Source organism: Halovivax gelatinilyticus (genome assembly GCF_024300625.1).
Classification (GTDB): domain Archaea; phylum Halobacteriota; class Halobacteria; order Halobacteriales; family Natrialbaceae; genus Halovivax; species Halovivax gelatinilyticus.
Genome location: NZ_CP101322.1, coordinates 2,152,100 through 2,166,112 on the forward strand (window position 1 = coordinate 2,152,100; position 14,013 = coordinate 2,166,112).

A 14,013-nucleotide genomic window follows, 5' to 3' on the forward strand; every position below is an offset into this window, starting at 1 on the left:
TGATCCAATTCGCTGAGTCCGAGTCGAACCACCGGTGGGCGAGTGCTCGAAATGCTGTACCGAATCGAGTCCGTCTCAGACCGAACGGCGTGAGTTCGCGATCAGGCCCGTTGCAGCCGGACGACGAAGCGCGCGCCGCCGAGCGGCGAGTCGGCCATGGTGAGGTCGCCACCGTAGTTGTCGGCGATCTCGGCGGCGAGGTGGGTTCCGAGTCCCGTCCCGCCGGAGTCGCCGATCGAGACGCCGCGATCGAAGATGCGTTCGCGGTCTTCGCGGTCGACGCCCGAGCCGTCGTCGTCGACGTAGACGGTCACCGACTCGTCGCTCTCGCTCGTGTGAATCCGGATTTTCGAGCCGCCGGAGTGGACGAGCGCGTTCTCGAGTAAATTCGCGAAGAGTTCCTTGAGCAACGCCCCTCCTTCGACGCGCAGGTCGTCTACGTCGGTCGTAACGTCGAACTCGTGCTTGTTCGCGAGATCGGCGTGGCGGTTGACGGTCTCGCGGATCACGCGCGGTAGTTCGACGGGCGTGAGGTCCTCGTCGGCTTCGAGCTGGTGGAGCGTTCGGACGTTCTCGATGAGGTCGATCGCCTCGGTGACGCCGTTTTTAGCGTAGCCGTGGTAGGTTCGCTGATCGTCGGTGAGCTCGCCTTCGGCCAGCAGATCGAGGTAGCCGTCGATGACGGTGAGCTTGTTGCCGAGGTCGTGTCTGAGAACCGAGTGGAGAAACTCGGCGCGCGCCTGGGCTTCGGTTCGTTCGGTCGTGTCGGTCGCGACGCAGACGATCCCTTCGACGGTTCCGTCCTCGCGCATCACGGACGCCGAGAGGCTCGTCGGTATCGCCTCCCCGTCGGTCGATTCGAGGTAGCTCTCCAGGTCGGTCACGCTTCCCTTTCGCATGAGGAGTTCGATGAACTCCCCCGAGTGAAGCATCGCGGAGAGTTCTGCGTTGCGGTCGGGGTCGGTGAGAATGTAGTCGATCGGTTTGCCGACGAGGTCGTCCGGTTCGTAGCCGAGCATGTCCCGGACGGCCTCGTTCGCCATTCGGATGCGTCCGTCGGGGCCGAGTTTCACGAGGACGTCGACCATCGTGTCCATCACGTTCTCGAGATCGGCCGTCCGCTGGCGTACGCGCTCGGCGAGTTCGTCCCTCGAGAGGATTGTAAGTTCCTCGTCGCTTTCGTAGCCGGCGTCGTCCATTCAGTCGTGGATTGGACCGTGATGTAATTAATACCAGGGGTGGTCGACCGACAAACGATTCGATTATCCCGGCATTTGGCGCCGAAACCGACCGACAACGCGGCTCCGGGGCGGATGTTGACCCGGCCACACCATTTTATGTGGTCGAACGCGAAGCATAACCGATGACAGAGTACGGACTCGAGGAGTTCATCCTCCTGGCACTTGCCGAGCGCGAACGCGCTTCGGTGCCGGCGGAGCCGACGGCGGTGACGCCGTCATCCCTGGGTGACGTGCTTACGCTCTCGCAAACGGTCGCAGACCGCCTCTCCCTTCTCTCTGCACTTTCGACGCTCACCAGCTCGGGACTCGTCGAGGAGACGACCGAGACGCTCGACGGTCGAGCGGGTGAACGAAGCCTCTACCGCCTCAGCGAAGCGGGACGTTCCCGCGCGAACGAACTGTTCGAATCGGTCGCTGACGAACCGGTCACCGTCTACGATGGCGACGACCCTTTCGAGTGCCGGATGGGGGCGCTTCCGGACCGTATCGGGGTGAGCGTGACGAACGCGCTGGTTCGCCGTTCGCCCGACCGAAGTCTCACGCTCGAAGAGTCGGTCGACCAGCGGTTCGTCGGTCGGCAGTCTGCGATCACCGCGCTCGAATCGGCGTTAGACTCGGCTCGGAACGGGATTCCCCAAACGCTCGTCGTGACGGGCGACGCCGGCGTCGGAAAGACGACGCTGGTCGAATCGTTCGTCGACCGATACTGCGACGATTCCGTAGACGTCCGATTCGGTCGGAGCCTCCGCGACGGCGGGCAGGCCTACGGACCGCTCGTGGAGGCGATCGGCGGCGCGATAGGTGATTCGCCCCTCCTGTCCGATGGCGTGGCTCCCGACCCTGATGACGCCGAATCCTACCAGGCGCAACTCTCGGCGTTCTACAACGACGTGACGTCGGCGATTGAATCGCACGCGAGAGAGACGCCGACCGTCCTCATCGTCGAGGACCTCCAGTGGGCTGATCCAGCAACGGTCGAGTTACTCACCCACGTCGCGACCACGGTCGAAGACGCGTCACTGTTACTCGTCGCGACGTATCGCCCATCGCGTGTCGGTGACGAACACCCGTTCGTCGATTCGATCGACGAAAACCGGTTCGTCGAACTCCGGGTCGATCCCTTCGATCGAACGGAGACGGCCGCCCTGATCGAGGCGGAACTCGGTCGCCGTGGCGTTCCCGACGCGTTCGTCGACGGCGTGTACGATGGAACCGGTGGGAACGCCCTGTTCGTCGTCGAAACGGTGGCGAGCCTCCTGGAATCGGGCGCCCTCGACCCGCGAGTCGACCGATACCCGGACACGGTCGAAGCCGAACAGATACCAGACGTCGTCGAGACGACGATCGAACGTCGATTCGATCGGTTAGACGACCGAACGGAACGGGTGCTCTCCATCGGTGCCGTGCTCGGCAGTCCAATTCCGGAGGACGTACTCATCGAAGTCGTTTCTCGTTCAGAACCAGCGGTTCGAGAACGCATCGAGTTGCTCGTCGACGGCGGCGTCTGGCGCCGGAGCGACGACGGTGATCTGCTATTTCGAAGCGAGGTGCTCCGATCGGCGGCGCTCGACCGCCTCGCCGAAAATCGCCGCCGGACACTCCACGCGACGGCTGCCCGGACGCTCGCCGCGGCCGAGGCAGATCCGGCGACGATCGCAACGCACTTCGAACGTGCTGGTGACGCTGAGAACGCACTCGAATACCATCAGCAGGCCGCCGACGATGCCGTTGCCGTCTACGCCCACGACGTGGCAATCGAACACTACGAGCGAGCACTCTCGCTGGCACGAGACGCCGATCGGGACGAGTTCGTCCTCGACCTGCTCGAATCGATCGGAGACATCCACTCGACTCGCGGCAGGTATGACGAGGCTAAAAAGCACTTTCGATACGTCAGAGAGCGAACCGACGATCCGGAACGAGTTCGCCGAAGTTACCGCTATCAGGCGGAGATGGCCTTCAAACGTAGCAAATACGACGAGGCCGAGGAGTACGCCCGTCAGGGACTCGACGTCGGTGGAGACGAGATAACTGAGGAGGTGTGTCGACTCACCGATCAGCTCGGCGGTGCATACTTCGGTCGTGGGCAGTTCGAGGAAGCCATCGAGCACCACGAACGTCTTCGCGACCGATCCGCCGAAATCGGCTTCACCCTCGGTCGCGGTCGCGCCAATCAGAACCTCGGCTGTTGTTACGGGGACCTTGGCGAGGCGGATCGTTCGGTCGAACTCCTAGAGCGCGGGGCGAGACTGCTGGAAACGGTCGGCGACGAGGGGGAACTTGCTGGTTGTTACAACGATCTCTCGATCGCGTACGACCGAGTTGGCCGGTACGACGACGCCATTGAGACGATGGAAGCGTGTCTCGACGTCGCAGAGCGGACTGAACAAGTCATGGTGATCAGGCTCGCTAAGGCGAACCTCGCATTGTACGCCCTGCGGCGAGGCGAGTGGGAACGCTCGCGCGAGTTTTTCGAGGGAGTCGAAGAAATCGCCCGCCGCGTCGACGACCGACAATCGCTCTCGATAGCTGTCTGGCTCGATAATTCGATCGAACTCGAAGTCGGCCACGTCGACGACGCTATCGTTGGCTTCGAGCGGGCCCTCGAGATTGTCCGCGAGACCGAAGCGAACCACCGTATCGCCCTGTACGAGTGGGGGATTGCACAGGCGAACTTTCTCGCTGGCAACTTCGACCGGACGATCGATCACATCGAGCGAGCGGTCGATATCGCGACAGAGCACGAGTATACGCGCATACTCGGCGCGTGTAAATCCGTTCGTGGGAGCGTCGAGCGCGAACGTGGGGAAGTCGAGCGTGCGATTACCCTCCAGCGAGAGGCGGTAATCCTCGTCGCGGATGTGGACGACGAGCACGTTCTTCCGCTCAGACAGATGCGCCTCGCCAGGACGCTGTGTCGGGCGGGCGAAACTGAGGAGGCGCTCGAACTCGCTCGAGCCGCGTCTGAGGGGTGTCCGGACGGGGACGCATTGATGTCGGTAAAGATCGAAGCGACCAACGGAGCCGCACAGCTCGCCGCGGGTGAGTACGACACGGCCCGCGAGACACTCGAGTCGGCCGTTGAACGCGCGCGGGGGCTGTCGAACGAGGCTCGCCTTTACGCGCTCTGTGAACTCGGTCGCCTCGAGATCGAGGTGGGCAACGACGATGCCGCCCGCGGTCGACTCGAGGAGGGGCTTCGCCTCGTCGAAGAGAGCGGAATCGCCGTCTACGCCCCTCGGCTAGAGGAGTTACTCGCGACCGTCGAGCGCGAGCCGTCGGTGACCGGCGACTAAAGCGCGTATTCCTGACAATCGTCTGGTTGGCGGTCGATCCCACCACGTACCGTCGTACAGGTGGACACCCTTTTTATCGTCGGTGACCGAGTGAGGGTATGAACGTCGTGCCGGATACGAGCGTGGTCATCGACGGGCGCGTCTCCGCGTCGGTCGAAGACGGCCAGTTCGAAGGCGAGACGATTTCGGTCCCCGAGGCTGTCGTCGCCGAACTCGAGGCGCAGGCCAACGATGGCCTCGATAGCGGCTGGGACGGCCTGGGCGAACTCGACCGCCTCGCGCAACTGGCCGAGGGGGGCTCGATCGAACTCGAGTACATCGGCGAGCGCCCGACGGCCGGCGAGCGCGGCCGCGCCACCGAGGGCGAGATCGACGCGCTCATTCGCGATCTCGCCGAGGAGCGCGGGGCCACGTTCGTCACGAGCGACGTGGTGCAAGCCGAGGTCGCGAAGGCGAAGGGACTCGAAGTCGAGTACATCGCGCCGAAGTCTCGCACGGTGGGGACGCTCACCATCGAGGAGTTTTTCGACGACGAGACGATGAGCGTCCACCTGAAGACGGATACGATTCCGAAGGCCAAACGCGGCGCGTTAGGCGAGATGCGCTACGAAGAGATCGCCGACGAGCCGACCGACGAGGCGACGATGGACGAGTACGCCCGCGAGATCGTCGACGGGGCCAAAGAGTCGAAAGACGGATTCATCGAACTCGCCGAGCCGGGGATGAAGATCGTTCAGTTTCGCGACTACCGGATCGCCGTCGCCCGCCCGCCCTTCGCCGACGGCATCGAGGTTACGGCCGTCCGTCCGATCGCCCAGACCGACCTGGAGGAGTACGACCACGCCGACGAACTGAAAGAGCGCCTGCTCGAACGCCAGCGCGGCGTGCTCATCTCCGGATCGCCCGGCGCTGGTAAGTCGACGCTCGCCCAGGCGGTCGCGCGCTACCTGGAGCAACACGACAACGCCGTCAAGACGATGGAAAAGCCACGGGACCTGCAGGTCGGCCCCGAGATCACGCAGTATACGGCTCTCGGCGGTCGGATGGACAAGACGGCCGACGCCCTCCTGATGGTCCGACCCGACTACACCATCTACGACGAGGTCAGAAAGACCGACGACTTCGAGGTGTTCGCCGACATGCGCCTGGCCGGCGTCGGCATGATCGGCGTCGTCCACGCGACACGCCCGATCGACGCGCTCCAGCGGTTGATCGGCCGGGTCGAACTCGGGATGATCCCACAGGTTGTCGACACGGTCGTCTACGTCGACGCCGGGGCGATCGACACCGTCTACGACGTCCGGACGACGGTGAAGGTGCCCGCCGGCCTCACCGAGGAGGACCTCGCCCGCCCGGTCATCCAGGTGACGAACTTCCAGACCGGCGTCCCCGAGTACGAGATTTACACGTTCAACCGCCAGGTCGTCACCGTTCCGCTCACCGAAGACGACGACGGTCCCGGCGCGCGCGAGTCGGGCGTCGATCGCATCGCAAAGCAGGAGATCGAACGGGAGATCCGATCGATCGCCCGCGGCTACGTCGACGTCCAGTTAAAGAGCCAGGATCGGGCCGTCGTCTACGTCGACGACGACGACATCTCGTCGGTCATCGGCAAGGGTGGCGGGCGCATCTCCGACGTCGAGAACCGGCTGGGTATCGACATCGACGTCCGCACTCACGATGAGAACCCCCACTACGGTAGTAGCGGCGGCCATTCCGGCGCCGGAGCCGCGAGCGGCGGCGGTTCGGCGGCCGGCGGCCAGCCCTCGGGGGAACTCGTCCAGCCCGAGGTGACCTCGCGTCACGTCGTCATCCCGGTCGACGGCCACCACGGCGAGACCGTCGAGGTCCAGGCCGGCGGCGAGTACCTCTTCACCGCGACGGTGAGTCGCGGCGGCGAGATTCAGGTGTCGAGAGGGAGCGCGATCGCGGACGAGTTAGAGGACGCGATCGATCACACGGAGCCGATCACGGTGGTCGGGTCCTGAGGTAGGTTTTTTTTTGGTGCAGATTTGTGCGCGAGGGGAGCGAGCGACGCGAGCGAGACCGAGCGGAAAAAGGTGCGCGCGCGAGATGAGCCTGGAGACGGAGCCGGGCGTCGGTTCGACGTTCTCGTTTACGCTTCCGATGTACTCGCCGTGATAGAAAACCGGGGGGTCTCACCATCCTTCGCAGGTCCGACGGTCGTTCGGAGTTGCCTGCTGGTCGCCACTCGTGGATTTTCGAAGAGAGACGCCGGTGACGACCTACCGTCGCTGGTCGTCGTCGGACCGGTAGAGATCGGAGTTTCTAGTGTAAAAGAGCGCCCAGCCGACGACGAAGCCGGCGGTCATCGCGACGAGATCCTGGGCGAGGCCGGTGCCGGGAACGGCGAGCAGGGCGGAGCCGGCACCGGCGACCGCGCCGAGGACGACGAACGCGACGTCGCCGAAGATGTGAGCGCGGCTGTGTCGCCAGTAGGACTGACGATCCTCGTCGTACCAGATACCGACGTAGATGATGACCGGCGCCATCGCCGCGATGACCGTCACGGCGCCGTACTCCTGGGGGAAGACGTACGGGTGAAAGAAGAGCTGATTCAGTATATTCGAAACGAACGCCATGATCAGCAGCCCCACCATCAACCAGCCCCACCGCGGGAGCGAATCCTTTTCGACGTTCATGTTCCACTCCGGGAACGCCGACTCAATAATACTGCCGTCTTGACGATGGGACTCCTGGTTCGATGGCGATCGATAGAAAATCCGCGGACCATTCCGGCGCGTCTATTCGGCGCAGCAGGCGTCTTCGGTCGGCGCTGATTCGTCGAGACCGCCGTCGGCGGCGACCGGTTCTTCGAGACGGTAGAGACTCTGTCGTGCGTCTGCAAAGTAGATTCCTTCGTTCACCATGCCGATTTCCTCGAGCCGTTCGAGCGCGTATCGCACCGTGCGTGCTGAGAGCATCGACTCTTCGACGATCTGCTTTTGCGTGAGTGGCCCGTCGTACTCGAGCACCTTGTAAACGAGCTTGGCGCTCGGGGGGCAATCCGAGAGGTTGTCCGATTCGATCTCTTCCATCATTACGAATCGAAACACTCCAGAAGCATAAAAGTGACTCTCCGACGGTCGTCCGCGCGGTACGAATACCTAACTCGGCCGACAGAGAGACGGACGATCGGTCTTCGGACCGGGCCGAACCGACCGTTCTCCGAGCCACTGTCGTCGACCCGTGTGTCCTCGGACGAATCGAAGATCGAACATCGACTTGACACCAGTCGAAGGGCGTAGAATTCTGCTCGGGGGCGGAATAGCCGTTCGGAACGAACCGCGAGAACGAGCGGCGGTGGAATCGAGTACGACGCTGCTCCGATCGGGGGTCGGTCTAGATCTGGTTCCAGGCGTCTTCGTCGTCGGGGTCGATGTCGGCTGGGCGTTCGTCCGGCGCGCGGTCGGTTTCGTGGGAACGGTCCGCGTCGAACGGCGGATCGAGGGGTGCGTTCGCACCGACGCCCGTCGGGGTGTACTCCTCGTCGGATCCGTCGTCGAGTTCCATATTCGGCCAAGCCGTTTCCTCCCAGAGTCCCCGGTCGGTGTAGTAGTAGACCACGTCGTCGGTGACGGCGGCGAACAGCCCGCGCTGACGGTCGTGGACGACCCGGTTGTTGGTGTCGATCGCGACGTCGACGACGTCTTCTAGGGTGTCGAGGGCGATGTGGTGTTCGCCAACCCACATCGGGATCGACCCGCGCGAGATCCACTCGGCGTAGCGCCGCTCGTGGACGGCCCGGCGGGCGGTTTTTTCGTCGACCGGCGCCCGCTGGTTCAGCGCCCACGCGGCCCCGAGCGCGCCGGAGCCAAACAGCGCGAAGAAGCCGATGAACGCCAGGCTTCGCGAGTCGGTTTCGGTCACGAGCTGGGTCTCGGTCTGGGGATCGTCGACCGTCGGCGTCGGATCGTCGAGCCAGGCGGCCCGATCGGTCGCGACGAACTCGGTTTCGAGGGCGAAATCGCCGGAGGCCGACCCGGTCCTGTAGTGGGTCTCGACTTCGACGACCGTTCTGACCTCACCGATGCCGTCGACGTGGCGTTCGACCGTGCGCTGCTGGTCGAGTACGTCGGCAATATCCACGTCGACGGCGCTCGAGGCGACCCCGTCGGTCACGTTCGCTTCCGTTCGTTCGAGCGTCTCACGATCCTCCCAGAACACCGCGTCGTCACGAACCGCTTCGTGGCGTAGCGCGACGTCGTGGAGTATCTCCCCGTCGCCCGACGAGATCGTCGTTCTCGGTGCGAGCGTGATCGTCGACGTAGCGTTTCGCAGGTAGACGGGCTCGTTCGAAAGCTCGGTCCCTTCTGGCCAGAGGCCGTCCGATTCGACGACCGCGCTCGTCTCGAGCGTCGTCTCGACGTTCTCCAGCTCGACCTGTTGGCTGACCGTCTCTTCGTTCGGTGATGCGACGGCCCAGCCGCTTACGGCCAGCGAGAGAACGCCGACGATCGCCAGTGCGACGAGCAGCGTGCGTCCGTACCTGGCGAGCAACAGGTCGATTCTCGGATTGTCTACCATTCAGTCACCCCCCGGGAACCCACACCTGGTGGGTTCTCGTTCGATCCCCCGATCGAATGAATTCCGGTTATCCGTCCGTATGTATTTCAAACTCATAATCGTACTGGCCTATATTCCTCCTTATCGAAGCCAATTGCGGGCTTTTCGTTTAATCCGAACGACGCTCGGAACGTGTGAGCCGGGTCGGCGAACCCTGAGGTCTGCCCACCCGAACAGCGCGAGGACGAACCCGACCGAAGCGCCGACGATGACGCCGTTGACGGCGGCGACGGCCAGATACGGGTGGACGTCGTGCAGGCTCCCGAGCAGCGACGGTGGAAGCACCGCGAGGTACCGGTACTCGCTCACTGTCCGAAGGTACTGGCCCTCGGATTCCGGGGCGGAGAGGGCCACCAGCGTCTCCCCTTGCGAGCGCCACCCGACCGTCTGAGACGACGGTTCGACGGTGACGCCGCCGCTTGCGGCCTCGGTTCGGACGACGACGGGGACGTAGCCGGCGTTGTCGACCGTTCGTGTCAGCGTCCCGGTTTCGCCCGGCGCGAGCACCTGCGGATCGTCGGTCGGACTGTCGGTGCTGACGACGTCGTAGGCGGTCGTCCCCGACGGAATCACCATCGCGGCCGTCGCGAGCGTGACGAGGACGAGTAGCACGAGCCCGATCACGACCCAAATCGCGATCACGTTCTCGCGCGAGTACGACCGCGTCGTCTCTCTGCGAGCCGGTCCGGCGCGATCGAACAGGATGCCGAAGCCGAACAGGGCGACGCCGATCGCGACGAGCATCGCACCCGCTCCCTCGCCGTCGAGTTCGCCGGGGACGCCGGCCACGCTCGCGAGTCCGTCGACGATCGACTCGACCGTCGCGCCAATGCCCATCACGAACGTTCCGAGGTGCGAGATCGTTACGACGCTACCGCGAACGTCGAGGGCGGTCGCGACGACCTGTCCGTCGGTCACCGGCGGTTCGCCCGCGTCCTGATCGGTGAACGGATTGGCATCACCTTTCGTCACGTAGCCGTCGTCGGTCACTGCGACGACCCGGTGGGTCGTCAACTCGCCCTCGTTTACCTCCCGGGCCTCGAAGACGATGACGTCTCCCTCGGAGATGTCCCCCGACAGCGCGTCGGGTATCGCGACGAACCCGTCGCCGGTGTCCATCTCGGGTTCCATACTTCCCGAGGCGACGTACCCGAGCAGGATCGGCTGACCGAGCAGCTGGCCGAGCAAGAGCAGCGCTACGACGACGGCGAGTGCGATCCCGGCCCCTCGCGTTACGTATTCGATCGTGCGCACGGTTTTCCCCAATCCATCCGACCCTGACCCCTCAGGTTGGTCGAGAGTCCGTTCTATACTGATTTAGCTCCTGTGGCAGGCAAGGGCTGCTATCCGCATTCAGTAACCCCTTGTAGCGTCTGATTTCCACTTTCAAAAGAAATTGGCCTTCCCAATTTAGATTCGTCGCCTTCGAACGACGCTCGCGGCGACGACCAGCCCGAGCGTCGCCGGCGGGGCGACGGCGGCGGTCAGCGGCGAGGCGAGTTCGACGGAGCCGAATCCGGTGGCGGCCGCGTCCGAGACGGCGACGCTCCCCGCCGGCGCGTCGGCGACGTGAACGTCGTAGACGCCGGTGGCGTCGGGCGTCCAGATGAACGAGACGGTTCGGTTCTCACCGGGTTCGAGCGTCAGCTCTCGGTCGGCGACGACGATGCCGTCGATCGCGAGGGGGAGGGTCCCCGTCGCAGGCTCCGCGCCCGGGTTCGACACCGTGGCGGCGACTGAAACCGGCTCGCCGGCGGTGACGGTCGTCGCGTCGACAGAAGCATTACTCACGTTGAGCGGACCCGCGTCCGGGAGTGCTTCGTCTTCATCCTCGTCATCGTCGTCTTCAGTCCCGACGACGATCGAGAACGTCTCGCTGCCGGGCTGGGCCCGACTGGTGTCGACCGAGACGCCCACGGTCGCCGACTCGCCCGGATCGAGCCTGAGCGGACTCGTCCGCGAGAGGGAGTTGGACGGATTCTCGTGCGCGTAAAAGCGGACGCCCTGCAGATCGTGATCGATCCAGATCTCGTCCGCGTCGTCGTCCGTCGCCGTGATCTCGAAGACGTCGTGGGTTTCAGTCGTCGCCTGTTGGTTGAGCCGGTCGAAGTCGAGGGTGAGCTCGCCGTCTTCGATTGTGGCGTACTCGCTCGTTGCGGAGAACTCGACGCCCCCGGGGGAATCAGTATCCGACACGGAGATGGCCGCGGTTGGGACTACGAGAAGAAGGGCGAGCACCGTGGCTATTACGAGGAGACGGAGTTGCATCTATTTGGGGGCTAGGAAGGTGGTTAGTAGTTTACTGAGACGATTCCATTCCTATTCTGCCACAATTTCGATATAATCAATTTCTTCTACGTCTTTCGCTTCGGTGTCGAATTGGAAACCGATATCAACGGAATTATCCTCGCTGTCATGTTCGAGGGTTTCTAGGGGTTCGGCTGTGTCATTCGGGTCATCGCCCACATAGGCCTGGAACCGATCTCCAACGTCTGTGTCGTACTCGTCATATGCGGTGATACTGACTCCTACATCATCATTTCCATTATTGGTTATGGTAACCAGATTATGGAAGTTGGTTTCCGCCTCATCGTTTAATCCAACTCCACCATCTTCTCCGAAATTGAAACTAACTACGCCATTTTCTTCAACAAATTCTTCGTCATCTTCACGGGACGAGTGAACCTCAATAGATAGGTAGGCTTCATCGTCATCCGCTACATGAACTTCGACATCACGTTCTGCAGTCACACTACTAAACGCGCCCGTCCCGAGGAGCGCGCCGCCGCCAGCTACGATTCCGCCCAATCCGACCAGTACGTTGCGTCTGTTCATTCTCATGGTGTGTTGCTCCCACCCTCGGTTGAGTGGTTTCTACTCGATACCAGCCATCCTACCCCCTTTGTATTGAGTAACGAGAAAATGGATAGCTCTCATAGAACGTGGTTCAAGGGCCGCTTGAGCCGATTTTTCAAAACCTGAAACCGTCGTCGGCCCAAACGAATTAATACTGATCTTCCCTATACTCTCATCCACACTGGGGGGTGTGACGGTGAATGCGCTGACAGGTACTGACCACGCGAGCCGGGGAGATATTTTCGGCCTGCTTAGCAACCGCCGTCGACGGTACACGATCCACTACTGCAAACAGGTGGGCGAACCGGTCTCGCTGGGCGAACTGGCCGAGCAGGTGGCCGCGTGGGAACTGGATAAGGAGATCGCCGAGATCACCTCGGCCGAACGAAAGCGCGTCTACACCGCCTTACAGCAGTCGCACCTGCCGACGCTCGAACGGGCGAACGTCATCGAGTTCGACAATCACACGATCGAACTCACCGACGAGGCGGACGCGCTGGAGATCTACTTGGACATCGTCCCGGCGGACTCGATCCCGTGGGGCGTCTACTACCTCGGCCTGTCGCTGCTCGGATTCGTGGTGCTCGGTGGGATCTGGATCGACGCGGTGCCGACGGGGACGGTTCCCGCGCTCGGCTGGGCGGCGATCGTCCTGGTCGCCGTCGCCGTCTCGGCCGTCACGCACGTGATAACGAGTCGGCGCTACCGACTCGGAACGATGGAGCGACCGCCGTGATGGGGTTGGACAGATGATCGGGGGTTCGCTTTCGAAGCTGGGACTGGTGCTGGTGGTCGCTGGAGCCCTGGTGCTGGCCGGCCCCGTCTTCGGATTCAGTACGTTCGCGGCGGACCGCGGTGTGAGTGTCAGTACGGCGGAAGATCCGAATGCCATCTTGGGGATTGATATGGCTGACAGTGTCGAACTTGACGATTCGGATGTGTTAGTCGCAACTCTGACTAACAACATCGGATCCGAGATCGATACACTCGATGTCGATATTCAATCGGGAATTCTGACGGTATCGAGTGGATTTTCCGACCAACTTAGCGAGGGAGAGTCGACACAACTGTATGTTGAATGTGGTGATGCCTCAGGACCGGGTTCACAAGACATCTCTATTACTATCGAAGAGGCGACTTCTTCGGATTCAGGACTCACAATTTCACGAAATACCGTTACAACGAAAGTTGAATACGATTGTGGTGGTCGAGATACTGATGGAGATTTCATCATTACTGATGTAAGAATGAATGATAACTCCGTCGAATTTGATATCGAGAATATCGGTACCTCAGTAGATCTTGGGGGAGTAAGTATTGACGAGACAACTACGCCAGCGACCGAAGTGAACAATGGAAACAATCCCGAAATACTAGTAGGGGAATCAGGGATCAACTCACATCCTGATTCAATAATAATCAATGGTGAAATGCACGACTTCCATGGAGGGGATCGGCCAGAGATCGGTAATGAGGAAGAAGTGACGATTATCATTGAATCGTTTATGTCGGGTGAAGGATCGGGAGTTAACATGGAGGGAGAGACACTTTGGGTTACACTCTATGAACAGCAGGGTGGTGGAAACCCGGTTCAGCAGCTAGCGATATCAGACGAAGAGTAATTCACTTTCTACGATTCACCCTCCAAAATTACTCTTGCTTTGGTGGAGACCGACTCCGAACACCTTTTGACCACCGACCACTGACACCCACCCATGTCGACTACGACGATCAGCGAACGGGGCCAGCACCTCCGGTCGGTCGGGGTGACGGCGTCGTGTGCGCTCTTCGGCGTCGCCGCCGGCGTCATCTCCTACATCGAGATCGGAGAGACCGCCGCGGACGCCGGTAGCAGCCTGGGACTGGCGATCGCCGTCGTGGCTATTTTGATCCAGTACGCGATCATCAAGGTCTCGGGCGTCTACGACGAGGACGAGTTCGGCTTCAAACACTACCTCTACATCTCGTTTATGATCTTCGCCTTCTGGTTCGTGACGTGGGGAATACTGCTGACCGAAACCTACCTGAACTGA

Annotated in this window: 12 protein-coding genes; 5 read left to right on the forward strand and 7 right to left on the reverse strand. The window is 62.1% G+C overall.

Translation table 11 applies throughout. The features are described from left to right. Positions 1–101: 101 nt before the first annotated feature. Positions 102–1,199: a PAS domain-containing sensor histidine kinase gene (locus tag NKH31_RS10100; RefSeq protein WP_254861671.1), complete on the reverse strand. Its 1,098-nt coding sequence runs from the start codon at positions 1,197–1,199 to the stop codon at positions 102–104. Positions 1,200–1,363: 164 nt separating this feature from the next. Between NKH31_RS10100 and NKH31_RS10105 the strand changes: the two genes are divergently transcribed. Continuing rightward, positions 1,364–4,537 carry an ATP-binding protein gene (locus tag NKH31_RS10105; RefSeq protein WP_254861672.1) on the forward strand — a complete coding sequence of 1,058 codons (3,174 nt, stop codon included), beginning with the start codon at positions 1,364–1,366 and terminating at the stop codon, positions 4,535–4,537. Between the two features lie 98 nt (positions 4,538–4,635). Then, positions 4,636–6,525: a PINc/VapC family ATPase gene (locus tag NKH31_RS10110; protein WP_254861673.1), complete on the forward strand. Its 1,890-nt coding sequence runs from the start codon at positions 4,636–4,638 to the stop codon at positions 6,523–6,525. A 258-nt stretch (positions 6,526–6,783) separates the two neighbouring features. Here the strand turns inward: NKH31_RS10110 and NKH31_RS10115 are convergent, their stop codons facing one another. From NKH31_RS10115 to NKH31_RS10140, 6 genes are all read right to left on the reverse strand, one after another. Further along, a complete protein-coding gene (locus NKH31_RS10115) occupies positions 6,784–7,200 on the reverse strand; it encodes a hypothetical protein (RefSeq protein ID WP_254861674.1) in 417 nt (138 codons plus the stop codon). Between the two features lie 102 nt (positions 7,201–7,302). Next, positions 7,303–7,599 carry a winged helix-turn-helix domain-containing protein gene (locus NKH31_RS10120; protein WP_425492255.1) on the reverse strand — a complete coding sequence of 99 codons (297 nt, stop codon included), beginning with the start codon at positions 7,597–7,599 and terminating at the stop codon, positions 7,303–7,305. Between the two features lie 301 nt (positions 7,600–7,900). Further along, positions 7,901–9,085: a DUF5305 domain-containing protein gene (locus NKH31_RS10125; protein WP_254861675.1), complete on the reverse strand. Its 1,185-nt coding sequence runs from the start codon at positions 9,083–9,085 to the stop codon at positions 7,901–7,903. 120 nt (positions 9,086–9,205) lie between these two features. Further along, on the reverse strand, positions 9,206–10,378 hold the full coding sequence (locus NKH31_RS10130; RefSeq protein WP_254861676.1) for a signal peptidase I: 1,173 nt from the start codon (positions 10,376–10,378) through the stop codon (positions 9,206–9,208). A 156-nt stretch (positions 10,379–10,534) separates the two neighbouring features. Beyond that, complete coding sequence (locus NKH31_RS10135; protein WP_254861677.1) at positions 10,535–11,392, reverse strand: CARDB domain-containing protein; 858 nt, start codon at positions 11,390–11,392, stop codon at positions 10,535–10,537. A 51-nt stretch (positions 11,393–11,443) separates the two neighbouring features. After that, positions 11,444–11,965 carry a hypothetical protein gene (locus NKH31_RS10140; protein ID WP_254861678.1) on the reverse strand — a complete coding sequence of 174 codons (522 nt, stop codon included), beginning with the start codon at positions 11,963–11,965 and terminating at the stop codon, positions 11,444–11,446. A 205-nt stretch (positions 11,966–12,170) separates the two neighbouring features. Here NKH31_RS10140 and NKH31_RS10145 point away from each other — a divergent pair, with 205 nt between their 5' ends. The 3 genes from NKH31_RS10145 (at position 12,171) to NKH31_RS10155 (ending at position 14,013) form a co-directional block, all read left to right on the forward strand. Further along, a complete protein-coding gene (locus NKH31_RS10145) occupies positions 12,171–12,716 on the forward strand; it encodes a DUF7344 domain-containing protein (RefSeq protein WP_254861679.1) in 546 nt (181 codons plus the stop codon). A gap of 13 nt (positions 12,717–12,729) precedes the next feature. Continuing rightward, positions 12,730–13,602, forward strand: a complete 873-nt coding sequence (locus tag NKH31_RS10150) for a hypothetical protein (RefSeq protein ID WP_254861680.1) — start codon at positions 12,730–12,732, stop codon at positions 13,600–13,602. A gap of 93 nt (positions 13,603–13,695) precedes the next feature. Then, entirely contained in the window at positions 13,696–14,013 is a 318-nt protein-coding gene (locus NKH31_RS10155) for an EMC6-like membrane protein (protein ID WP_254861681.1), read from the forward strand.

Coding starts and splice junctions, on each gene's coding strand:
- NKH31_RS10125 (WP_254861675.1), bottom strand. CDS start 9,085: ATGGTAGACAATCCGAGAATCGACCTGTTGCTCGCCAGGTACGGACGC.
- NKH31_RS10105 (WP_254861672.1), top strand. CDS start 1,364: ATGACAGAGTACGGACTCGAGGAGTTCATCCTCCTGGCACTTGCCGAG.
- NKH31_RS10120 (WP_425492255.1), bottom strand. CDS start 7,599: ATGATGGAAGAGATCGAATCGGACAACCTCTCGGATTGCCCCCCGAGC.
- NKH31_RS10110 (WP_254861673.1), top strand. CDS start 4,636: ATGAACGTCGTGCCGGATACGAGCGTGGTCATCGACGGGCGCGTCTCC.
- NKH31_RS10115 (WP_254861674.1), bottom strand. CDS start 7,200: ATGAACGTCGAAAAGGATTCGCTCCCGCGGTGGGGCTGGTTGATGGTG.
- NKH31_RS10100 (WP_254861671.1), bottom strand. CDS start 1,199: ATGGACGACGCCGGCTACGAAAGCGACGAGGAACTTACAATCCTCTCG.
- NKH31_RS10150 (WP_254861680.1), top strand. CDS start 12,730: ATGATCGGGGGTTCGCTTTCGAAGCTGGGACTGGTGCTGGTGGTCGCT.
- NKH31_RS10155 (WP_254861681.1), top strand. CDS start 13,696: ATGTCGACTACGACGATCAGCGAACGGGGCCAGCACCTCCGGTCGGTC.
- NKH31_RS10140 (WP_254861678.1), bottom strand. CDS start 11,965: ATGAGAATGAACAGACGCAACGTACTGGTCGGATTGGGCGGAATCGTA.
- NKH31_RS10135 (WP_254861677.1), bottom strand. CDS start 11,392: ATGCAACTCCGTCTCCTCGTAATAGCCACGGTGCTCGCCCTTCTTCTC.